Origin of the sequence: Reichenbachiella agariperforans (genome assembly GCF_900142205.1) — a bacterium.
Taxonomy (GTDB): domain Bacteria; phylum Bacteroidota; class Bacteroidia; order Cytophagales; family Cyclobacteriaceae; genus Reichenbachiella; species Reichenbachiella agariperforans.
The window spans coordinates 932434-953961 of the sequence record NZ_FRAA01000001.1 but is presented as its reverse complement, the minus strand read 5'-3'; the positions used below and the strand labels follow the sequence as shown (position 1 = coordinate 953961).

Below are 21528 nucleotides of genomic sequence, written 5' to 3'. Positions count from 1 at the left end.
AACAAAGAAATGATGAAGTCCTTAAAAACAATTTTTCTAGTAGCATTTGTAGCGAGTCTATTGATTGCCTGCAGTGAAGATGACAGTTCACAACCAAATGTTGTAGACTTTGGAGATGCACCATCCAGTGCATTAATTACAACTGGTGTGGTGAATGTAATTACCGAAAACACGGTGAGATACCACACAATTGATTTCGGTGATGCACCGTACACCGTAACCATCGTGGAGACCGAGAATGCGATAGTTCTGGTAGACCTAGGGCCGGCACCCGCTTTTGCAGCGGAACTGGAGGCTTATGCAGATGCAATCAGTAAGTCTGCTTCGGTAATAATCACCCACAATCATGGAGACCACTATGGTGGAGCAGGAAGCTTTACAGCTCTTGACTTCTATGCAGAAAGTGCGGTTGCTACTCAGTTGAATGCCACTGATGACTTTGCGGCACTCTATTCAAAAAGCGTAATAGGTGTTACGGAAACTCAAACCATTGGAGGTCTGGAATTCACGTTTGACAAAGTTTCAAATGCCGAAACAGGAGAAAATGGCTATTTCTATAATGAGGAGCACAAAATAGTCTTTGCAGGAGATCTTATTTACAATCTCTCACATCCCTATTTGCGAGAATACACACCAAAAGACTCAGAAGATGAAATTGATAATTGGGTAGCTGGATTAAATGAACTGAAAAGCAATTTTTCAGATTACAATCATGTATTTGTAGGACACAATGGGTCTCGTTCGGACGTAGGGACTGTACTCGACGAAAATATAGACTATCTACAACAAGCGCAGGGTCTTATCAAAGGAACGCAAAGCCTTTCAGTAGGAGGAACGGCATCCTCCAATCAAGAAGTTATAGAAGAACTGGAACTGCTGTTCACCAACTATAAAGAAGGGGGGCTTTTATTGTCAGGTACTGATGCGTTCTTCCCTGGAGATACTGGTGCTGACTGGTTCTAAATCATTTACCAAACAACTAAAAATTAACAATCATGAAATATTTATCAATAATCATATTATCATTTGTCTTGTCTGGTTTTGCAACAGCACAATCAGTCAATAAAGACCTTTCAAATAAAGAGAAAGTAGTGGCGCTGTTGAACAGTTTCAATACTGGTGACCCAACGCCAATATCTTACATTAACCCGAACAAATACATCCAACACAATTTAGCTGTTGGAGATGGTTTGCAAGGATTTGGAGAAGTCATGCACCATGCCCCAGCAGGCGGTTTCAAAGCAAATGTGATTCGCGCTTTTGAGGATGGGGATTATGTATTTACACATACCGAATATGATTTCTTTGGTCCTAAAGCTGGATTTGATGTATTCCGCTTTGAAGACGGGCTCATCGTAGAGCACTGGGATAACCTCACAGCGACTACACCTGTGAACCCCAGCGGAAGAACGCAGTTTGATGGAGTTACGGAGATCAATGACCTGAAAAAAACAAAAGCCAACAAGAAAATTGTGAAGGGATTTGTGGAGAAAGTCATCATCAATCATGAAATGGACAAACTGACCACATATATCAATCCAGAGCAATATATCCAGCACAACCCTGAGATTGCAGATGGTTTGGAAGGATTTGGGGCAGCCATGAAGTATTTTGCAGAGCAAGGGTTGGTTATGGAATTCACTAAAGTGCATAAAGTGCTGGGTGAAGGGAACTTTGTCTTAACGATGAGTGAGGGCAAGTTTGGGCAATGTGAACCCACTGCGTTTTATGACCTATTTAGACTGGAAAATGGACAAATCGTGGAGCACTGGGACGTGATCGCTCCGATCCCCCCGAAAACAGAGTGGAAAAACGAAAACGGGAAGTTTTAGACTTATTCCAAAAAATCAGAAATCAAAGGGGACTACTTGCATCTGGTAGTCCCCATTTATATTCAAGTATCTATGATCATCGAAGAACAAATACAAGAAACCATCTCTCATCTATATGACGAGAAGAAGTACGATCACCTCAAAATCATAAAAAGTCTGGCTAAGGGTGTTTTCAGACCAATGCAGCCCGTGGACTTCAAAGATGTAGCTCTTTCTATTTCCAAAGAGCAGGGAAAAGATTTAGTGCAACTTATCGAGCAAAACAAACTCAGGAACATTGTTGAGTTTGGGACTTCATTTGGGATCTCTACTCTGTTCTTAGCTCAGGGTGTCATGGCAACTGGAGGTCATGTCATCACTACTGAATTGATTGAATCCAAAGCCCTAAAGGCAATAAAGAACTTCAAGGATGCGGGTGTAAGTGAGCTAATTGAAGTTAGAATTGGCGATGCGTTGGAGACCTTAAAAAATCATTCTGAGCCAGTAGATTTATTGCTGTTGGATGGTTGGAAAAGTTTGTACTTGCCGTTGTTTCAAATGCTTGAGAATAATTTTCATGAAAACACAATGGTGTATGTAGACAATGCAGACATGGTAGAAACACAAGTTTTTCTAAATGTAGTCAGTCAAAATGCAATCTATCAGCTACAACCCAAATTTGAAGGTAAGGCGGTTGTAATAACTATAAAAAAGTAAAAAAATGAGTCAAGTAACGATTTGCCCAACGTGTGGCAGTAAATCAAAATTCAAAGAAAAAGAGGGGCAGGTTTCCTACCAGGCCATTCAGGATGAGGAAGCTTTCACTAAAATAGGTCAGCTAAAAAAGGCGATGGAAAAGTTTAAGGCCAAAGCTGAGCAACTTGAAAAAGAGTTGATTGAATTGAAAGCCAGTAAATGATGGGGGTCCTTAAGAGAAATTACGGTTGGTGGATTGTTGCCCTCTTGGCCACATTGCCATTGATTCCGCTTTTGAGCCTGGTGAACGTTGAATTCAGCAATGGCTTAGCTATCTCACCAGTTGAAGGCGATAGTGTAGAAATGCTGTATCATATTTCTGGTGAGTTTGCCATCAGATGGATGACGGCAGTTCTGACCTGTACACCCTTTTTCATACTCTTCGGGGTTAATAATCTGTTCGTAAGGCAATCCATGGGGATTGCAACGGCCGTTTGGAGTTTACTTCACTTTATCATTTTCATTTGGACTGAAGGGGTTCTCGAAACATTTACTCAATTCAACTACATCGTTGGGTTTATTGCTGTTTTGATATTAATACCATTGCTTTTTACGTCCAATAGAAAATCAATGAAATGGCTAAAGGCAAAATGGAAACAACTTCAAAGTATGGCGTATGCAGCTATTTTTTTGAGTCTTTTGCATGTAGCCATATTAGATAAAACCTGGATTCTCTATGCCGTAATTGTTGGCGTTGGCTTTGTAATGCGAATTCCGTTTATAAAAGAAGCGTTGATTGCATTTCGAAAGAAAAGAGGAGTAGGCAAAGCATAAATAGTTTTAAAACAAAAAGGAATAAAATGAAAATAGCAGTAACATCAGCAAGCGGCCAATTGGGGTCAGCCATTGTAAGACAACTAGTAAAAGAAATAGGTAGTGAAAATGTGATCGGGATTGCCCGAACACCAGCCAAGGCCACACACCTGGGGATAGAAGTCAGAAAGGGCGACTACAACGACCGAAGCGAATTTGATCAGGCGTTGCAAGGTGTAGACAGAGTTATGTTACTCTCTGGCATGGATGCTCCGGACCAAAGAATTCAGCAGCACAGAAATGTCATTGAAGCAGCGAAGCTAAATGGCGTGCAGAAAATCGTGTACACCAGCATAGTGGGAGCCGAAGAAAACACGGCATTTAGTCCCGTGGTGCAGAGTAATCGCCAGACAGAACAAGATGTACGGGAATCAGGATTGCAGTGGGTAATAGGCAGAAATGGCATTTACATAGAACCCGACCTTGAATATCTTGACAACTACATCAAAGAAGGCGAGATTCGAAACTGTGCGGGAGAAGGCAAATGCGCTTACACAAGCAGAGGTGAACTGGGGTATGCCTATGCACAAATGTTGCTCAATCACGAACACAATGGCCAAACATACAATCTAGTAGGCGAACCTATCACACAGGCACAATTAGCCGACTTAATGAATCAAGTCTTTGGTACAAAACTCAAATTCCATTCCATTCCGATCGAAGACTATTTAGAAGAAAGAAAAGCTGAACTCGGAGATTTTATTGGTACTGTTATAGCTGGAATTTATGAAGGGATCAGAAATGGAGTGAACGATGTACCTTCAGATTTTGAGAGGGCTGCAGGTAGATCTCATAAATCCGCATTGGAAATGATTAAAGCATTCCAGAATAGTCTAAAGCATTGATTGAGCCCCATGCTTTTAGCAAGAACGCCACTACATTAATAGCTTGAATACCGCTAACAAACGATATAGCGTATGCCTCTTCTTAGTTACTTGAAGCCGAAGAATAAAATCGATACTGTAGTAGATATTTGAAAAGTTCAGAGACACGTGCCATATACTAAACGCTACCTGTAATTCCACTCACCTTCCATGCTTTTGTGAAGAGTACCGATTTTCTTTTTTTGCTACATAGGATATGCAACTACAGGTTTATGAGGTCTTCCTCGTTTAGAATACAGTATCTTTTTTGGGAGAGCTAACGGTTATTCTGAGATATTTCCTACGGTTTTGGATGTAAACCTGCTGGACTTCCCTCTCAACTCCCCGCAGGTTTAGCCTCAAACCTGCGCGGCTTTCTTTTCAAACCCCCGCAGATTTAGCCTCAAACCCCTGCAGGTTTAGCCTCAAACCTGCGCGGGTTTGGAGTCGTATATTTCCTGCTCGTGAGACCATTTTTTAGTGTTGTTTGATTGCGGTAGGTTGACTTCATCGTTTTACCTAGCCAAACGCTATCAGTCATTGTGCACAAACTTTGGGCAAAGGAAGGTTTCGAAGGGTCATAAAAAAGCCCTTCGCATCGTAGACACAAAGGGCTAAACCAAACAATCAATTTTGGGTTATAGCCTCTGGAACTTTCGTGTTAACTTTGTTAAAACATGCACATACTGGGCACACATACAATCGGCTATTATTCATATACTAAACGTTGAGCTTCATGCCGAAAGAGCCTTTAAAACATGAATAGGATGAATGACCTTAGTAGATCTGACAAGGAAATATTGTTTACGTTTTTTAATTCAGCTTGTCACCTTGCGAAAGAAACATTTGAGGAAATAAGCATATATTTCATTAAGCGCTCTTACAAAAAAGGGGAATCTATTTTAAAAATAGGAGAGATTGAAACTAAGGCAAACATTGTTGTTAAGGGTGTTGTACACCAATATATTTTCGATGAAGGTGAATCTAAGACCGTCAATATTACTCCTAAAGGACTGGGCTTTAATAATCTTAAAAGTTACATAGTAGGTTCTCCATCCATTGAAGTTCATGAAGCAATAACCGAAGTTGAAATCATTTCCATTGAAAAGAGTGATATGGAAATGCTAGTGCAAAAGAATCAGGAAATTAGCTACCTCATGTTTAAAGTTTATGAAAGAATTCTTCTCGATCGTGAAAACAGAATGATCGTATTGCAAAATCGAAACCCGTCAAAACGCTTTTCTCTTTTTTATGAAACAGTAGAAAGGGCCAATCGGATTTTGAAAGATACGCAAGACAAGTACATAGCTAATTACTTAAATATGACACCGCAGCAATACAGTAAGGAAAAGAAATTTTTTTTTAGAGAAAATTATCGGACTAAGTTATCCTGAGGCAACTTTACTATTCCATGCAAAACATACTTTTGTGTAAATCAAATTAATAATTTAAGACATGCTTAAGTATATAATTTTTACACTAGCTAGTTTGATGACTCCTTTTTTGGCATTTAGCCAAATTTCAAACAGTGGAACAACTCCTAAATCAGATATTTCATCTGAAATTAAAAACGATGATACTAACTATTTTAACGCGTCCAATACCAATCAATTAAATGAATATACAACTAGCGGAGCAAAACTAAGTTTAGATAGTATTATTTCATATAGTAAAAATGAATTAACAGGAGAGTGGGATAAGAAAAGTTTTAAAGAATCCTTCTTGTACAACAATTATAGAGACACCGTAGTTGAAAAATCCAGATGGGATAATGTTGATAACGAATGGAAAATTGTAGTAAAGGAAACAAAAAGATATAATGAGCTAAATAAGATCATATGCTATGAAAACCATCTTATTTCAAAGTCGAAAAAGAGGATAGATTATGCCTATACTGACAAGGGCGATTTAGCAGAAATTATAAATAGTAAATGGCTAATTGACTCGGAAGAATGGTTGCAGATAGAAAAAACGACAAAGTACTACAATTCAAACGGCTTGTTACAAGTTGATACATCCTATACTAAATATACCGATTCGGATGAGTGGGTGTTGAGAGATAGGAAAGTATACAATTATGATGAAGAAGGTAATATTCTAGCTGATACAACGTATATCAAACAAAAAAATGCACAGGACTGGGAGAAGTTTGGCACCACTCAATACGAATATGATTTAGGGCATTTGAAAAAGATGGTCTTTGCAAGATGGAATAATGAATCGGCCCAATATATACCGACTACCAAAGAAGAAACGGTCTACGAAACCAATAATTGGAATGTACTTGAAATAAGCGAATATAAATGGGATAGGACCAACAACGATTGGATAATGGAAGTGAAGCATATCTATGGCTTGGATTCACATAATTTTTTGAACTCAATTACCAATATATACTTTGACAATGATACGACAAGTAAGAAAAACGTTTTTAGTTTTGACTTCTCAATCGCGAAAGATGAAATAACCTTGCCTTCATCATACTCTAACTTTGTTGCCTTCCATCATAAAATTACAAGCAATGAATACTTTAGTAACGAATTGGAAAAATATCGTGAAGCAAAATTCTATTACTCAGAGGATGTTTTATTAGCAATAATAGACAAAACACCTCAAGGAGTCTTAACCGTATATCCTAATCCCGCCAAGGAAAGCCTATTTGTAAACTTCCCCAATAAATGTAATCAGGCATTGTTTGAATTATATGATATTAGGGGTGAAAAAATAATATCTTTAAGTACCAATAAAGGTGAAGAAATAAAAATAAATGAACTAGGGCAGGGGCTATATATATATAGCATTATTTGTGAGCAAAATAGAAGTACAGGGAAGCTAATCAAAGACTAGATTTTATATATAATTTTAAGAAAAAACCGTTTTCATAAATCTTGCAAAGAACTATTGATGCTGGCTATTCAAGAAAAAGAGGGAATCAATGTCTGCCATATTCTCAAAATTAATCAACATTGAATATCATTTCTACGGTTCACGAACAGAATACAAAAAAGCACAACTCGTGCTATAAATAAATTGGCAGTCAGTGGTTTGCGCAGTTCTGTTCTTTTAATTACGTTTATTGCAAGTTGATGCCAAAGTGCTATTGTGCACAAACTTTGGGTGGCAAAGGAAGGTTTCGATTGATAATAAAAAAAGCCCTTCGCATCGTAGACGCAAAGGGCTAAACCAAACAATCAATTTTGGGTTAATTAATTGGTTTAATCAAAGAGTGTATTTGTTTTCGGCGATCATTTGATCGGCAATCTCACGTCGGAGTGCTTTCACGTTGACGGGGTTTGTCTTGGTGAATCGTTTCAATCCCATCAGCATGACCTTTTGTTCGTCTCCAGTGGTGAACGATGCGATGGCATCCTTGCCTGCTTTGTTGATTTTGTCTGCTGCATCATAGAGGTATACTTTCGCTGCATTGATTTGCAGTTTGCTCGCTTCGGCTCCTTGGATAGACACGAGCTTCTCCGCGCGTAGTACAGCGGACTCAGCAGCGTAGATCTGAATCATCATATCCGCTACATTCATCATGATCTCTTGCTCTGTCTCAAATGCAGGGCCAAAAGTCTGTGCAGCCTTACCCGCTACCATGAGCACGGATTTCTTGAGTCGCTTGAGGACTTCTTTTTCTTCGGCAAAGGGCTTGGACATATCTGGCATGTCGAATGACGGCACTGCAGTCAATTCTTTGGCGACTGCCATGGCAGGTTCCATGATGTTGAGCTCGCCTTTCATCGCGCGCTTGAGGATCATACCGACCATGAGCATGCGGTTGATCTCGTTGGTACCTTCGTAGATGCGTGTGATCCGTGCATCTCGGTAGGCACGTGCCATAGGCGCGTCTTCTGAGAACCCCATGCCACCGTAGATCTGTACGCCTTGATCGACTACATAGTCGAGGGCTTCTGATCCGATGATTTTGATGATGGCGCACTCGATGGAGAACTGCTCAAAACTCTTGAGTTTGGCCTGTCCGTCTTCCATGCCGTCGGCGATCAGATCCGCGATGCAGTCGTCGATGTTTTGACCCGCACGGTAGGAGGCCGCTTCGGTGACCCAAGTTTGGATGGCCATCTCTGCGAGCTTGTGCTTGATAGCGCCAAAGCTAGAGATCGCCGTGTTGAACTGCTTTCTTTCGTTGGCATAGTTGACCGAGTAGTTTGCTACTTCCTTGCACCCTCCGAGTACACCCGCACCGAGTTTGATTCGGCCGATGTTGAGGATGTTTACCGCGATTTTGAAACCGTTTTCTCGGTCAGAGAGCATGTTTTCTACGGGGACTTTGCAGTCGTTGAAAAAAACTTGGCGGGTCGATGACCCCTTGATTCCCAACTTCACTTCTTCGTCGTTCATCGTGATCCCACCAAATGTCTTTTCGACTATGAAAGCCGTGAGTTTTTTGTCATCATCGATCTTCGCAAAGACGATGAATAGATCTGCAAATCCCGCATTGGAGATCCACATTTTTTGTCCGTTGATGAGGTAGTGCTTGCCGTCATCAGATAGTGTTGCTTTGGTTTTGCCAGAGTTGGCATCTGATCCAGCGTCTGGTTCCGTGAGGCAGTAGCAAGATTTCCACTCGCCCGATGAGATGAGGGGGAGGTACTTTTTCTTTTGTTCTTCGGTACCGTAGTAGAGTATAGGGAGTGTGCCGATCCCTGTGTGAGCTCCGTAGGTCGTCGAAAACGAACCCGTCTCGCCGATGATGTCTGCGATCAGCATGGAGGTGTTGAAGTTCATGCCCAGCCCGCCATACTCTTCGGGGATGGATACACCCAGTAGGCCGAGCTCACCCGCTTTGGTCATCAGGTCAGGTACGATGTTGCCTTCTTGCTTTTCGATCTTCTCACGAACTGGCTGAATTTCTTTGTCGATAAAATCCTTGGTGGCCTGCGCCATCATCTTTTGCTCTTCGGTGAACTCCGAAGGAATGAAAATATCTGCAGCGGCAGTTTCTCTGATGAGGAACTCTCCGCCTTTGATAGATCTTTTTGCTGTTTGGGCTTCCATATGCTTTAACTTTATGATGTTCGGTTTTTTGTGGTCTGTTATGCATGCATAACAATATCAAATATATATGAAATATATTATGCGTGCATACTAAATTGAGAATTTTATTTGTGAAAGGATTCGCTCAGATGAAAAAGAAATAGAGATTTATATTGCTCAATAGCAGGTGTTTCTTATGGGGATAGTGTCCACTATTTATCATCGAAAGAGCAGGTAGCATATGTGACCAAACCTTCTGATCTGGATAGAGTATAACGATAAGGAGTGATACTTGTATTGCCACTGGTGGAAAAGTGGTTTGACCTAGTGTCCAAATGCGATATCATTGCGACCTGCATGATGAGAGAGACGAGACACAACCCCCATGGTCTGTACAGGCCGATTTGAACCCGTCGAATAAGAATGAGAAGTTGGAAAATACCTAAGGAGTCATTCCTGATTACGATTTTGTTGGCCAGTCTGGTGACACTATCGCCGTTTGCTATAGATACTTACCTAGCCGCTATGCCGATGATGGCAGAGGTGTTTGGCGTGCATCTCAGCGTCATTGAGCTTACGATTACGCTGTATTTTCTAGGGTTTGCCATCGGGAACTTTATAGGAGGGCCGCTGTCTGATTCGTTTGGTCGCAAGACCGTGGCTCTGCTAGGAATAGGGCTGTATGGGCTTTCGTCTTTGCTGATCTCTGTCAGTACTTCGATTGAGGTGATCTTGGTGCTGCGGGTCTTGCAGGCATTTGGTGGAGGTTTTGCCACAGTCACCTCCAATGTCTTCATCAGTGACTGGTACGAAGGCAAGCATGTCGCTCGGCTGGTGACCATTACCAGTATGATGATGATGCTTGCACCATTGATTGCTCCTGTGTTAGGCGCTGTTTTGATCAGTCATTTTGGTTGGGAGTCGGTCTTTTACTTTCTGTTTGGTTTTTCATGTGTGCTGTTTCTGGTCTTCTCGGTTTTTGTATCCGAATCTAGGGATCAAGCCTTGATCACGCGGAGACTCACGACACGGCAGTTGTTTGACAAGTACAAGAGCTTCTTTGAAGACCGCCAATCGATTATATTCTTGTTCTCGATTAGCCTGTCCATGTCTGGAATGTATGTTTTCATCACCAGTGCATCCTTTATCTATTTGGATTTCTTCGCGGTTGATCCGGATTACTTTCCGTATTTGTTTGCCGCCAACATCATTTTGAATGTCATGTTGTCTTTTGTCAATACGCAGTTGCTCAAGTACTATCGTCCGAGATACATTCTGCGTGCGGGGATGCTGTTGCAGTTGGTGGCGGGCGTGATTCTATTCGTGTCTGTCCGCCTGGACGAACCTTCGTTTTGGGGAGTGTTCGGAGGTGTCGTGCTTTTTATCGGTAGTCTTGGGTTGGTGTTTGGCAATGGCACAGCGGTCATCTTGAATCACAACCCCAAGGTGAGTTCGTCGGCCAATGCTGCGATAGGGATTTCTAGGTTTGTTTTGGGGTTTCTAGTAGGTAGTGTTATCGCACTGTTCCACGCCGATGACTTGGTGCCAGTCGGTACGGCGATGTTTCTCTGTACCCTTGCGGGGAATGTGATGTACAACATCGGGATGCGCTACAAAGGGCACAGGGCAGTCAGCTGATGCTGGGCGTCATAGATCAGCGGTCTACTAGATAAGTGGCAGAGGCCAGTCTCTGTGTTTGGTCCTGTGCTCAGGAGGTAAAATGTATGAAACACGATTCCGGTTCATTCAGTTTCTTTCACAGTTCATTCTCAAAATCCTACAACTCACCCATTTCCATTATGTAATCATTGCCTGTCATTCGATGTTTGAGCTATCAAAATCAAACAAACCGAATGAAAAATTCAATTCTAACCGCATTATTTAATCTACTCTGTATTCCCATCCTTTTGGGACAGATCACGGGACAGGTACATGACACGGATGGCGAGCCATTGCCGGGCGTGAGTGTCTACATCATGGGGAGCTATGATGGCACTACGACGGACATAGAGGGCCGGTTCTCGTTTCGCACATATGAGGTAGGCGAGCAGACTTTGGTCGCTAGTTTCATCGGGTACAAGACCCACGAGGAGGTACTGACGATGGGCGAGTCACATCGCTTAGACATTCGTCTCAAAGAGGAAGTCAACCGCCTCTCAGGTGTCACCATCACGGCAGGGAGTTTTGAGGCGAGTGATGAGCAAAAGGCTACCGTACTCAAACCGCTGGATATTGCGATGACTGCTGGTGCGGGGGCGGATGTTTCGGGCGCACTCAATATGCTGCCCGGGACGACTACCAATGGGGAGACGGGACGTCTCTTTGTCCGAGGAGGTACAGCCAACGAGACGCAGGCCTTTGTCGATGGGATCTGGGTGAGCAACTTCTACACCACTACACCGAGCAACGTCCCTAGCCGGGGGCGATTCGATCCGTTTTTATTCAAAGGGACATTCTTCAGTACTGGGGGCTACTCTGCGGAGTATGGGCAGGCGCTGTCTTCTGTGCTTTCACTCAATTCGCTGGATCTGGCCGATGAGACGATTACCGATATCAGTCTGATGTCGGTAGGAGGAGCTGTAGCCCATACGCAGCGTTGGGATCAGGGGTCGGTGTATGCCAAGATAGAATACATGAACCTGGACCCCTACATGAACCTCGTCAAGCAGACGTACGATTGGAAGGATGGTTTCACGTCAGCCAATGGCACGTTTATGCTTCGACAGAAGATCAACAAACAAGACATGCTGAAGGTCTATGCCAACTATGACCGCAGTGGATTTCATGCCATCATCCCCAGCATCAACAACCCCGCGGGAGACGATACCAAAGTCCAAAACGACAATACTTATCTCAATGCGACTTACAAGAAAGGTCTTGGGGATGCAGGCATGGCTTACTTTGGGGTATCCTATGGTCTATACCACCAAGATACCGACTACAATGCCATCCGGGTAGAGGGGCAAAATAAGGCAGTGCATGCCAAGAGCTACTATACCACGGACATCGGGAGTTTGTCCCTCAAAGCAGGAGGGGAGATGATCCGCGCGGACGAAAAGGAGGATACCCGATTGGTGGACAACTCAGCGTTTGATCGTGCCTATGACAATACACAACTGGCGGGGTTTGTAGAAGGGGACTATTTCCTGACACAGGCACTAACGCTGCGTGCAGGTCTCCGCTATGCGCACTACTCGGTGTTTGAGGAGGGGCAGTGGTCACCGCGTGTCTCGATGGCTTACAAGACAGGTGAATACTCGCAGGTCTCCGCAGCTTTTGGGCAGTTTCATCAGTTGCCGCAGCGTGACCTGATGCTCGCCGCGCAGGATTACATCCTGCCAGAGCAGGCGGATCACTACATCCTCAGCTACCAGCGCATCAAAGAAGGTTTCACCTTCCGCGGGGAGCTGTACTACAAGACCTATGAGGATTTGGTGAGGTACGATGCGGATGATATTTACAACCCGACGACCTACACCAATTCGGGGGAGGGCTATGCGCGCGGGATCGACTTATTCTTTAGGGATGCCAAAACGATCAAGAATGCAGACTACTGGGTATCGTACTCCTTCATAGACAGCAAGCGAGACTACCGCAACTATCCTCAGCAAGTGCGACCGGAGTTTGCGGCGATGCACAATGTGTCAGTGGTGTACAAGCATTTCATTCCTGTGATCCGTACGCAGATTGGTGCGACGTGGGACTTCAACAGTGGTCGCCCGTACAACGACCCCAACGAGGATGAATTCAACAATCAGAAAACGAAGTACTATGCCAATTTGAGTTTCAACTTTGCCTTTTTGTACCGACCCCATGTCATCCTCTATGCATCTGCGACCAATCTGCTCGGCAGAGACAATGTCTTCGGCTATGACTATGCCGACACGCCAGATGCTAGCGGAGTGTACGATTCGCAAGCGATAGGCCAGCAGGCCAAGCGCTTCTTCTTCGTGGGCGTGTTTATCTCCCTGACCAAAGACAAGAAAACCAACCAACTAGAATATTTATAAATCAACTTAAATCTTACAAATCATGAAAAAACTATTTCTTATCGCCATGTGTTTGTTGACCTGGACTGCTCAGGCAGGAGGCAACAAACACCAAGTGACCGTAGTGGTCAAAAATATCAAAGCCAATACGGGGGAGATCAGAGCAAGCCTGTATGTCAGCGAATCGAGTTTCCTCAAAGAAGGAGTCTACGTTTCTCAAAAGGTAACGGGAAACGATGAACTGACACTGGTCTTTGACCCTGTAGAAGCTGGCGTCTATGCGGTCAGCATCTACCATGACGAAAATGCCAACGGCGAACTGGACACTTGGGTGTTTGGGATCCCTGCCGAACCCTATGGTTTCTCCAATGACGCCAAGGGCTCTTATGGCCCTCCGAGTTTCGCAGATGCGCAATTCGAGGTAGCGACCGATCAAAATATTACCATCACACTTCATTAAAAACTAAAACATTCGAAATCATGAAAACGATATTCACACTATTACTCGCAATTTGTTCCCTCACAGTATCAGCTGACAATGGAAAGTACGAAAAAGCCATGCTGGACAATATCCAGTCCATCTACACCGCTGCGTCTACAGCAGACCTAGACCGACTCACGAATACTTTTTCCCGGATAGGGGATGCCGAAAAGGACAAATGGGAACCCTACTACTATGCGTCTTTGTCGCAGGTGTTCAAGGCATTTCGCATCAAGGATGCACAGGTGCAGGACAAGGTACTGGACGAGGCATTGGTGAGTTTGTCCAAGGCGGATGGTCTCAGTGCAAACAATTCGGAGATCAAGGCCATGGAGGGATTCATCTACATGATCAAAATAGGCGTGGACCCTGGTACGAGAGGGCAGACGCTGTCTCCGAAGATTTACGGCTTGTTTACCAAAGCCATGCAATTGGATCCTAATAACCCAAGGGCAGTACTGTTTATGGGGCAGATGCAAATGGGTACAGCGGAGTTTTTTGGACAGCCACTGGGTCAATCCTGTCAGTTGATCATGAAGTCACTGGAGATGTTTGATACGCAAGCGCCAAGCAATCCACTCGCGCCGACCTGGGGCAGCTATGGGCTCGAAGAGTGGACCAGTAAGTGTAACGGAGCAGAATAACCTTTGTTAGCAATTGGTATTTAGGCCTTAGATTTTAGACAAAAATGGGGAAGCCTGTTCGGTCTAAGGTCTAGTGGTCTCAAGCCTTGATTCTTAACTCTTGTTATCTAACGAGATTGATGATTAGATTTGTTTGATATGACGAATGAAAATGGCGGATGTGTCTCCCGCAGAGACAAATGGAAGAGACAGGTACGAATGCTTGTGGTGATTCCGATCATCGGGAGTTTGGTAATCTCCTACTTTTTTTGCCCGCAGTGCATCAGTGAGGGGGACTATGGTCAGTTTGCTCTTTCGGTATTGGTGTCGTACCTCTATTGGATCGCACTCTCGGTAGGCAACAGCTTGTTGGTAGATGGTCTGGGACGATACCTTGATTGGTTGCACAAACCTGTCGAGCGAACTATCGCCTCGTTGATCCTGATGATTCTCTATACGGTGTTTGTCGTTTTTGTGATGAACTATGTCATCGTAGCGTACTTGATGCACAAGGACTTTTGGGAGATGCTGTACGGTGGACACCTCAAGGGGAGTATCATTACGACGGTTTCTATTGCCTTGTTTATCTCGATGTTCTTTCATGCGCGTGGTTTTTTCGTGTCGTGGCGAGATGCAGCGGTGCAAAACGAGAAACTGAATACGGAAAACGCTACGTCCAAACTAGAAACCCTCAAGAGCCAGGTCAATCCGCACTTCCTGTTCAACAGTCTCAATGCCCTGACTTCATTGGTCTACGATGACCAGCAAAAGGCGGTGGACTTCATCCATAAGCTGTCGGATGTCTACCGCTATGTACTCCAAAGCCAAAATCAGGAATTGGTGCCGCTCTCGGACGAACTGGCGTTCACCCAGTCGTTTGTCTATCTCAACGAGATCCGCTTTGGGAAGAACTTTGCCGTGACCATTACCGGTATGGATCAAATGGCTGGCCAAGATCATGTGCCTCCGCTGGCGCTACAGATGCTTGTAGAGAACTGTATCAAGCACAACGAGATCTCCAAAGAAAGGCCCTTGTCGATACAGATAGACTATCGCTCAGACTCTGTCCTCGTGTCCAATAGCCTGAATCCGATACAGCAAGAAAAGCCCGATTCGACGGGACTAGGACTGAAAAACATCACTTCGCGCTACAGCTATCTCAGCGACCGTGAAGTCAAAGTCACGACCGATCAAAGCCAGTTCACCGTCGAGGTACCCATCATCAAACTAGAGACCTCATGAATGTACTCATCGTAGAAGACGAGGGGATCGCTGCGGACCGTTTGGCGAGACTGCTCGGAGAGCTCCAGCCCGACCTTAGGGTATTGGAAGTGTTGGATACCGTCAAGTCTGCTGCGGCTTGGTTGCGATCCAACCAGAGCCCTGATTTACTGTTCTTTGATATTCATCTGGCCGATGGGTCTAGCTTCGAGATCTTCGAACAGGTGAGTGTTGATTGCCCGGTGATTTTCACCACTGCCTATGACCAGTATGCCATCAAGGCCTTTGAGGTCAACAGTATCGACTATCTGCTCAAGCCCATTGTCTTGGAGAAACTGGAGCGGGCTCTGGACAAGTTTGAGCACCTCAGCAAAGCCGCCAATCCAATGATCGATGTGTCACAGCTCCAGCAGATGCTGGGAGCACCAGCCAAGTCCTACAAGGAGCGCTTTGTCGTCAAGATCGGAGAGCACATCAAGACGATCCCGACGGATGCCATCGCCTGCCTCTACAGTGAGGAGGGGAGTACCTATTTGCAGCACGAGGAGGGGAAAAAATTCATCATTGACTTCACACTGGATCAACTGACCGAGCTACTTGATCCAAGTGTTTTCTTTCGAGTCAATCGCAAATTCATCGTACAGATGAAAGCCATTCGAGACATCGTCTCTTACTCGAACAGTCGGCTCAAGATCGTCTTGCCGCACTGGGACAACAATGAACTCATCGTATCTCGCGAGCGCGTCGCAGCATTCAAAGCATGGCTGGATGGCTAACAAAAGGATGCCCAAAAGCATGACGGGAACGGGGAATCTCCAAAAATACAGCCTTCCTGAGTGCTAGGAATGCAGAAAACTGTAGAAAATGATCTTCCAGAACGCTAGGAATGCAGAAAACTGTAGAAAACAGCCTCCCAGAATGCTAGGATGATAGAAAACTGTAGGAAACGACTTTCTGTAATGCTAGGAAGGTAGAAAACTGTAGGGAACGACCATTCAGACAATGATTATTGAAAAAAGGTGCACTTACACCCAATGTCATAAAGGTTAGATTTCTGTCATTTCGACGATAGGTGAAATCTATACACTAAAGCACAAATCCTTTCAGAATGGCAAAGATCCCTCCCCCGTCGGGATGACCCAACGGAGCGTATGCGTTTAACTTAACGACATTGAGTTCGCACCAGCGGAGGTGTTGAGTCATTCTACTCTAGAGAACCGACGTTATCCAATCAGATGACGCTTGGTGTGACCTTGGTGCCTTTATATACTCAATAAACTTTTGGAGTTAAAACCCTAGCTTTTTTGGCTGGCTTGTCAAGGTTCTAATAATCTAGAATCTTGACGTTGGTAGCGTAGAGAATTTTAATCATTGCTGCAATCCAATGGTATTGAAGTCTATAGAGGCGTAGTGATCACTGATCAGTGTAGTGACCACTCTTGCATGTAGCGGTCGATGTACTCGAAGGCTCTTTGATCCATCCAACTATAATTTTTTCCTCTCAGGCCAAACCCTACATGTCCTCCGCACCGGGGTGTTTCTAGGGTCAGTGTTTTGCTGTTTTGACAAGTTTCGTAGGGATAACATTTTTCGCCTAGCAGCGGATCATTGAGCGCATTGACGATTAGAGACGGGACGGTAATGCTGTGGTAGTGTAGATCCGAAGAGGAGGTGCTGTAGAAGTGGCGTGCATTGCGAAACCCATGCAAGGGAGCCGTGTAGCGTTCATCGAATAGCCCAAATGACTTAATCCTATCAATCGCAGAAATATTTACTGCGTCAGGGAACTGTGCATGCTTTTGTTTTACTTTTTGAATGAGTTTTTTGAGGAATCGCTTACGGTAGAAGGTGTTCTTTCTGAATGTTAACTGGTGGGCACTATCCCAGAGATTGCAGGGGACAGAAAATACTGCCGCTGCTACGATGTGTTTGGGGACGTTGACACCGTTTTCTCCCAAGTATTTTAGGGTAGTGCTGCCTCCCATGGAGTAGCCGACGAGTCCTATTCTTTTGTAGCGTCGTGTGGAGATGGTATGCTGGATGACCGTCTCCAGATCATCGGTGACGCCATGATGGTAGAGGCGTAGTGTGCGGTTGATCTCTCCGCTACAGGATCGGTAGTTCCATGCGAGCACATCGTATCCTTTCTGATGAAAATACCTGACGCAGCTCTTGATGTAGTGCCGGGTAGTGTTGCCTTCTAGTCCGTGCGATACGATGATGAGTTTGTTAGAGCCCGTCTGTACCCAGTCCAAATCCAGAAAGTCACCATCTGGCGTGTCGATGCGCTCTCTTTCGTAGGGTAGCCCTTTGATTTTTCTGAATACACTGGGGTATATCGTCTCTAGATGGCCATTTCTGAACCATGAAAAAAAGTTGCCGTATGGAGATCGTGATATGACAGGCATTATTTTAAAGATAGGGATTTAAAAAGTAGCACCATAGTTCCTTTTGTCTTGTTGGTGTTCTATTTTTGGCGGCTAAAAATAGGGATAAAATGGCTGAATACGTACTAGGAATTGATATTGGAGGCACAAATACCAAATTTGGGTTAGTGGATAGAGAAGGGAATGTAAAAGATGAAGGACACTTTCCTACCCAAGCTGACGCTGATATCAATGCTTTTTTGTCTCTATTGGAAACCCATATCAGTCATTTGATTGCCGATAACCAGGTGATCGGAGCGGGCGTAGGGGCACCCAATGGCAACTACTACAAGGGAACGATCGAGCATGCACCTAATCTCAACTGGGGCGAGATCGTCGAGTTTAGAGAGTTGTTTCAAGAGAAATTCAAGATTCCAGTAGCCTTGACCAATGATGCCAATGCGGCAGCACTGGGAGAGATGCTATTTGGTGGAGCAAAGGGGATGAAAGATTTCGTTCTCTTTACACTCGGTACTGGACTGGGTAGTGGGATCGTAGTAGATGGTAAACTCGTCTATGGCTACTCTGGAATGGCAGGTGAGATTGGTCACGTCAGTGTCAACCCTGATGGTCGTCACTGTGCATGTGGTCGCAAAGGGTGTTTGGAGACCTATGTGTCCGCTACGGGCATCAAGCGTACCGTGTCTAAACTCATGGCTGACTACACACGACCTAGTGTACTGCGTGATGTGCCTTATAACCAAATCGATGGGAAGGTAATCACCGATGCAGCCAAGAATCATGATTATATCGCCATCAAGGCATTTGAATATACAGGGAAAATTCTCGGACAAAAATTGGCAGATACCGTTTTGCATACGAGTCCAAAGACAATCTTCTTGTTCGGAGGATTGGTGAAGGCGGGAGAGTATCTCCTAGACCCTGCAAAGCACTACATGGAAGAGAAGATGTTCAAGCCCTTCAAAAACATGGTTGATTTGCGCCCATCGTCTTTGATGGATAAAAATGCTGCCGTGCTAGGTGCTGCTGCGCTTGGCTGGACAGAATTCGACAAAGTAGCCCCATAGTAGGGGGGATTGCTCTGGGGAATATTGGTTTAATTTGCTTCATGAATAAAGCATTTTCCCGAATCAAATTTTTTATTCTTGTTATAGGCTTGTCATGGGTATCTATCTACACATACGGGCAAGAGCTCATTATCAAGGATGCTAATACGCTATTGCCTATCGAAGGAGCCATTGCTATGCAAGAGGAAGTACTTCTAGGCGTCAGTAATACTGACGGGGTGATTAGGTTGCCTACTGGGACGGCTGGTCAACTTGTTCTCCAACATACGCAGTTTTATGGGAAGACCATTGATTTGCCTGGAGGTGAGGGTGAATCTATTCATGTCCTGATGGATGAAAAAATCCGACAGATCAATGAAGTCGTCATATCAGCCAACCGGTGGGGAGAGGGTCGCAATCAGGTGCCTAATGAACTCTTATCTATATCTCACCAAGAAGTTGAATTTGCCAACCCTCAGACTGCGGCAGATATGCTGGATCAGAGTGGTCAAGTTTTCGTGCAAAAGAGTCAGTTAGGAGGGGGCAGTCCCATGATTCGAGGCTTTGCTGCCAATTCTCTATTGATTGTACTCGACGGTATTCGTCTGAACAATGCCATCTATCGTAGTGGCAACCTGCAAAACGTGATCATGTTAGACCCGAATATGATGGCTTCTACGGAGGTGATCTATGGGCCTAGTTCATCCATGTATGGGAGTGATGCACTGGGCGGGGTGATGTCATTTTATACCAAAAAAGCAGGGTTCGCTAAGGATGATGGCTGGAAGGTGTCTGGTGGCAGTATGTTGCGCTATTCGACAGCTAATCATGAAAAAACAGCCCACCTTAATGTTTCCATCCGAAACAAACGATTTTCGAATTTCACAGGAGTGACGGTGAGTGATTTTGATGACCTCAGAGCAGGAGCAGTACACCCTAAGGATCATCCTGATTTTGGTAAGCGAGAAAGCTATGTCATCCGAAAAGAAGGAGTGGATGAGGAGGTGAAGAATGATGACGTAAACCTCCAGCGATTCTCAGGATATAGTCAGTTCAATGTCATGAATAAGGCTGCTTTGAGAATCAATAAATCTTCTGAGCTAGCTTACAGCTTTTATCTCACAGGGTCTACAGACATCCCTAGGTATGATCGACTGATACAGCCACAGTCTGATGGCTCACTCAAGAATGCTGAATGGTACTATGGCCCTCAGGACTTTATGCTCCATGCGTTGACCTTTAGCAATGATACAGAGAACTGGTTCTACAGCCATGCCAAATTAACTTTGTCCACACAGCGTGTGGAAGAGTCTCGTCACAACCGTAGCGTAGGCTCGAATGGATTAAATCACAGGACGGAGCGCGTAAAGACCTATGCAGCTAACCTAGATCTGGAGAAAAGAATATCTGACTATAGTAACCTATACTATGGTCTCGAATGGGTGTACAATGATGCCGAGTCTACGGCTCAAAAAGAGGATATTGTAACTGGGGAAATGAGTCCACTTTCGACACGCTATCCTGACGGTGGAGGCAGTATGAATACCTGGGCGGCATACCTGTCCTACAAATATGCCTTGCGTGATTGGGTGCATTTGACAGTGGGAGGACGCTATTCTGATGTGGGTTTGAGAGCAAAATTTAACTCTACTTCCTTTTTTAGTCTGCCATTCGAGGATATCGATCAGCGCAATGCTGCGTTGAGTGGTACAGCGGGATTAGCGATTCAGGTCACGCCACAGCTCAAGTGGGACGTGTTATTTTCTACGGGGTTCAGGGCGCCTAACCTTGATGATGCTGGAAAGGTATTTGATTCGGGTGATGTGGTCGTAGTGCCCAACGAAGACCTAAAACCAGAATATACCTACAACTACGAAACGAATGTGACCTGGAACCTAGGAGAGAAGTTGATATTAATGGGAGGGCTGTTTTATACCCAATTAAGGGATGCGATGGTCAGGCGTGATTATTCATACAACGGCATGGACTCTGTCTACTATGATGGAGAAACCTACCGAATGGCTGCCTTGGTCAATGTGGGTAAAGCTTATATATGGGGCTTCTCGGCAGGGTTAGACTATGCGATGACACAGCATTTTTTGCTGTCGGCGAGACTCAGTGAGAGTTTTGGTGAAGATCAAGTGGAACGTATTCCGCTACGTCACACGACACCATTGTTTGGAAATGTATCACTGACCTACCAGAGAGAGCGACTTAGGCTTGAGTTTTATACCAAGTTTCAGGGCAATAGAGCATGGGATGACTTAGCGCCTTCGGAGCAGGACAAGGATTACTTGTACACGAGCGATGGATCTTTGGGATGGTACACGCTTAATTTGCGCTCGTCCTATCACCTGACACCAAAACTAGTCGTGACTGCTGCCTTAGAGAATATTCTTGATCACCATTACCGTACCTATTCGTCGGGTATCAGTGCACCAGGTATCAACGGCATTTTCAGTGCAAGATTTGATTTTTAACCCAGATCATGCAATAGCATCAACAGAGGGATAAAAAAAGGCTTTGAAATTTTTCAAAGCCTT

The 21528-nt window shown here is 44.5% G+C and carries 18 protein-coding genes; 16 read left to right on the top strand and 2 right to left on the bottom strand.

The annotated features are described in order from the left end of the window. Nucleotides 1–9 precede the first annotated feature (9 nt). From BUB99_RS03615 to BUB99_RS03580, 8 genes are all read left to right on the top strand, one after another. Nucleotides 10–963: an MBL fold metallo-hydrolase gene (locus BUB99_RS03615; RefSeq protein ID WP_073119497.1), complete on the top strand. Its 954-nt coding sequence runs from the start codon at nt 10–12 to the stop codon at nt 961–963. A gap of 32 nt (nt 964–995) precedes the next feature. Then, on the top strand, nt 996–1832 hold the full coding sequence (locus BUB99_RS03610) for a nuclear transport factor 2 family protein (protein ID WP_073119496.1): 837 nt from the start codon (nt 996–998) through the stop codon (nt 1830–1832). Nucleotides 1833–1904: 72 nt separating this feature from the next. Then, nucleotides 1905–2528, top strand: coding sequence for an O-methyltransferase (locus tag BUB99_RS03605; protein WP_073119494.1), 624 nt, complete (start codon nt 1905–1907; stop codon nt 2526–2528). A gap of 4 nt (nt 2529–2532) precedes the next feature. Continuing rightward, the gene (locus BUB99_RS03600) at nt 2533–2730 is read left to right on the top strand and encodes a hypothetical protein (protein ID WP_073119492.1); all 198 of its coding nucleotides are present in this window, start codon (nt 2533–2535) and stop codon (nt 2728–2730) included. Beyond that, the gene (locus BUB99_RS03595; RefSeq protein WP_245816784.1) at nt 2727–3341 is read left to right on the top strand and encodes a cytochrome b family protein; all 615 of its coding nucleotides are present in this window, start codon (nt 2727–2729) and stop codon (nt 3339–3341) included. Before BUB99_RS03600 ends, BUB99_RS03595 begins: the two co-directional genes overlap by 4 nt. A gap of 26 nt (nt 3342–3367) precedes the next feature. Further along, a complete protein-coding gene (locus BUB99_RS03590) occupies nt 3368–4225 on the top strand; it encodes an SDR family oxidoreductase (protein ID WP_073119491.1) in 858 nt (285 codons plus the stop codon). Between the two features lie 785 nt (nt 4226–5010). Then, nucleotides 5011–5637: a Crp/Fnr family transcriptional regulator gene (locus BUB99_RS03585; RefSeq protein WP_170863726.1), complete on the top strand. Its 627-nt coding sequence runs from the start codon at nt 5011–5013 to the stop codon at nt 5635–5637. A gap of 61 nt (nt 5638–5698) precedes the next feature. Continuing rightward, nucleotides 5699–7090 (top strand): T9SS type A sorting domain-containing protein, encoded by a 1392-nt coding sequence (locus BUB99_RS03580; RefSeq protein ID WP_073119487.1) that lies wholly within the window; start codon nt 5699–5701, stop codon nt 7088–7090. A gap of 372 nt (nt 7091–7462) precedes the next feature. Here the strand turns inward: BUB99_RS03580 and BUB99_RS03575 are convergent, their stop codons facing one another. Beyond that, nucleotides 7463–9259 carry an acyl-CoA dehydrogenase family protein gene (locus tag BUB99_RS03575; protein ID WP_073119485.1) on the bottom strand — a complete coding sequence of 599 codons (1797 nt, stop codon included), beginning with the start codon at nt 9257–9259 and terminating at the stop codon, nt 7463–7465. A gap of 402 nt (nt 9260–9661) precedes the next feature. Between BUB99_RS03575 and BUB99_RS03570 the strand changes: the two genes are divergently transcribed. From BUB99_RS03570 to BUB99_RS03545, 6 genes are all read left to right on the top strand, one after another. Further along, nucleotides 9662–10876: a multidrug effflux MFS transporter gene (locus BUB99_RS03570; protein WP_073119484.1), complete on the top strand. Its 1215-nt coding sequence runs from the start codon at nt 9662–9664 to the stop codon at nt 10874–10876. Nucleotides 10877–11091: 215 nt separating this feature from the next. Next, on the top strand, nt 11092–13248 hold the full coding sequence (locus tag BUB99_RS03565) for a TonB-dependent receptor (protein ID WP_073119482.1): 2157 nt from the start codon (nt 11092–11094) through the stop codon (nt 13246–13248). A 22-nt stretch (nt 13249–13270) separates the two neighbouring features. Beyond that, complete coding sequence (locus BUB99_RS03560) at nt 13271–13687, top strand: DUF2141 domain-containing protein (protein ID WP_073119480.1); 417 nt, start codon at nt 13271–13273, stop codon at nt 13685–13687. A gap of 20 nt (nt 13688–13707) precedes the next feature. After that, nucleotides 13708–14352, top strand: coding sequence for a tetratricopeptide repeat protein (locus tag BUB99_RS03555; RefSeq protein ID WP_084190325.1), 645 nt, complete (start codon nt 13708–13710; stop codon nt 14350–14352). A 138-nt stretch (nt 14353–14490) separates the two neighbouring features. Beyond that, nucleotides 14491–15573, top strand: a complete 1083-nt coding sequence (locus tag BUB99_RS03550; RefSeq protein WP_073119477.1) for a sensor histidine kinase — start codon at nt 14491–14493, stop codon at nt 15571–15573. Then, nucleotides 15570–16328 (top strand): LytR/AlgR family response regulator transcription factor, encoded by a 759-nt coding sequence (locus tag BUB99_RS03545; RefSeq protein WP_073119475.1) that lies wholly within the window; start codon nt 15570–15572, stop codon nt 16326–16328. The genes BUB99_RS03550 and BUB99_RS03545 overlap by 4 nt, the downstream gene beginning before the upstream one ends. Before the next feature lie 645 nt (nt 16329–16973). Here the strand turns inward: BUB99_RS03545 and BUB99_RS03540 are convergent. Then, nucleotides 16974–17960: a YheT family hydrolase gene (locus BUB99_RS03540; protein WP_073119474.1), complete on the bottom strand. Its 987-nt coding sequence runs from the start codon at nt 17958–17960 to the stop codon at nt 16974–16976. A gap of 89 nt (nt 17961–18049) precedes the next feature. On the opposite strand from BUB99_RS03540, the gene BUB99_RS03535 reads away from it, so the two are divergent. Beyond that, nucleotides 18050–19006, top strand: coding sequence for an ROK family protein (locus BUB99_RS03535; RefSeq protein ID WP_073119472.1), 957 nt, complete (start codon nt 18050–18052; stop codon nt 19004–19006). 41 nt (nt 19007–19047) lie between these two features. Further along, nucleotides 19048–21465, top strand: coding sequence for a TonB-dependent receptor plug domain-containing protein (locus BUB99_RS03530; RefSeq protein ID WP_073119470.1), 2418 nt, complete (start codon nt 19048–19050; stop codon nt 21463–21465). Nucleotides 21466–21528 lie beyond the last annotated feature (63 nt).

Bases quoted from the DNA above. Each gene is read 5' to 3' on its own strand.
- BUB99_RS03600 (WP_073119492.1), top strand. From the start codon at position 2,533: ATGAGTCAAGTAACGATTTGCCCAACGTGTGGCAGTAAATCAAAATTC.
- BUB99_RS03530 (WP_073119470.1), top strand. From the start codon at position 19,048: ATGAATAAAGCATTTTCCCGAATCAAATTTTTTATTCTTGTTATAGGC.
- BUB99_RS03565 (WP_073119482.1), top strand. From the start codon at position 11,092: ATGAAAAATTCAATTCTAACCGCATTATTTAATCTACTCTGTATTCCC.
- BUB99_RS03605 (WP_073119494.1), top strand. From the start codon at position 1,905: ATGATCATCGAAGAACAAATACAAGAAACCATCTCTCATCTATATGAC.
- BUB99_RS03610 (WP_073119496.1), top strand. From the start codon at position 996: ATGAAATATTTATCAATAATCATATTATCATTTGTCTTGTCTGGTTTT.
- BUB99_RS03550 (WP_073119477.1), top strand. From the start codon at position 14,491: ATGACGAATGAAAATGGCGGATGTGTCTCCCGCAGAGACAAATGGAAG.
- BUB99_RS03545 (WP_073119475.1), top strand. From the start codon at position 15,570: ATGAATGTACTCATCGTAGAAGACGAGGGGATCGCTGCGGACCGTTTG.
- BUB99_RS03585 (WP_170863726.1), top strand. From the start codon at position 5,011: ATGAATGACCTTAGTAGATCTGACAAGGAAATATTGTTTACGTTTTTT.
- BUB99_RS03540 (WP_073119474.1), bottom strand. From the start codon at position 17,960: ATGCCTGTCATATCACGATCTCCATACGGCAACTTTTTTTCATGGTTC.
- BUB99_RS03560 (WP_073119480.1), top strand. From the start codon at position 13,271: ATGAAAAAACTATTTCTTATCGCCATGTGTTTGTTGACCTGGACTGCT.
- BUB99_RS03590 (WP_073119491.1), top strand. From the start codon at position 3,368: ATGAAAATAGCAGTAACATCAGCAAGCGGCCAATTGGGGTCAGCCATT.
- BUB99_RS03615 (WP_073119497.1), top strand. From the start codon at position 10: ATGATGAAGTCCTTAAAAACAATTTTTCTAGTAGCATTTGTAGCGAGT.
- BUB99_RS03575 (WP_073119485.1), bottom strand. From the start codon at position 9,259: ATGGAAGCCCAAACAGCAAAAAGATCTATCAAAGGCGGAGAGTTCCTC.
- BUB99_RS03555 (WP_084190325.1), top strand. From the start codon at position 13,708: ATGAAAACGATATTCACACTATTACTCGCAATTTGTTCCCTCACAGTA.
- BUB99_RS03570 (WP_073119484.1), top strand. From the start codon at position 9,662: ATGAGAAGTTGGAAAATACCTAAGGAGTCATTCCTGATTACGATTTTG.
- BUB99_RS03595 (WP_245816784.1), top strand. From the start codon at position 2,727: ATGATGGGGGTCCTTAAGAGAAATTACGGTTGGTGGATTGTTGCCCTC.
- BUB99_RS03580 (WP_073119487.1), top strand. From the start codon at position 5,699: ATGCTTAAGTATATAATTTTTACACTAGCTAGTTTGATGACTCCTTTT.
- BUB99_RS03535 (WP_073119472.1), top strand. From the start codon at position 18,050: ATGGCTGAATACGTACTAGGAATTGATATTGGAGGCACAAATACCAAA.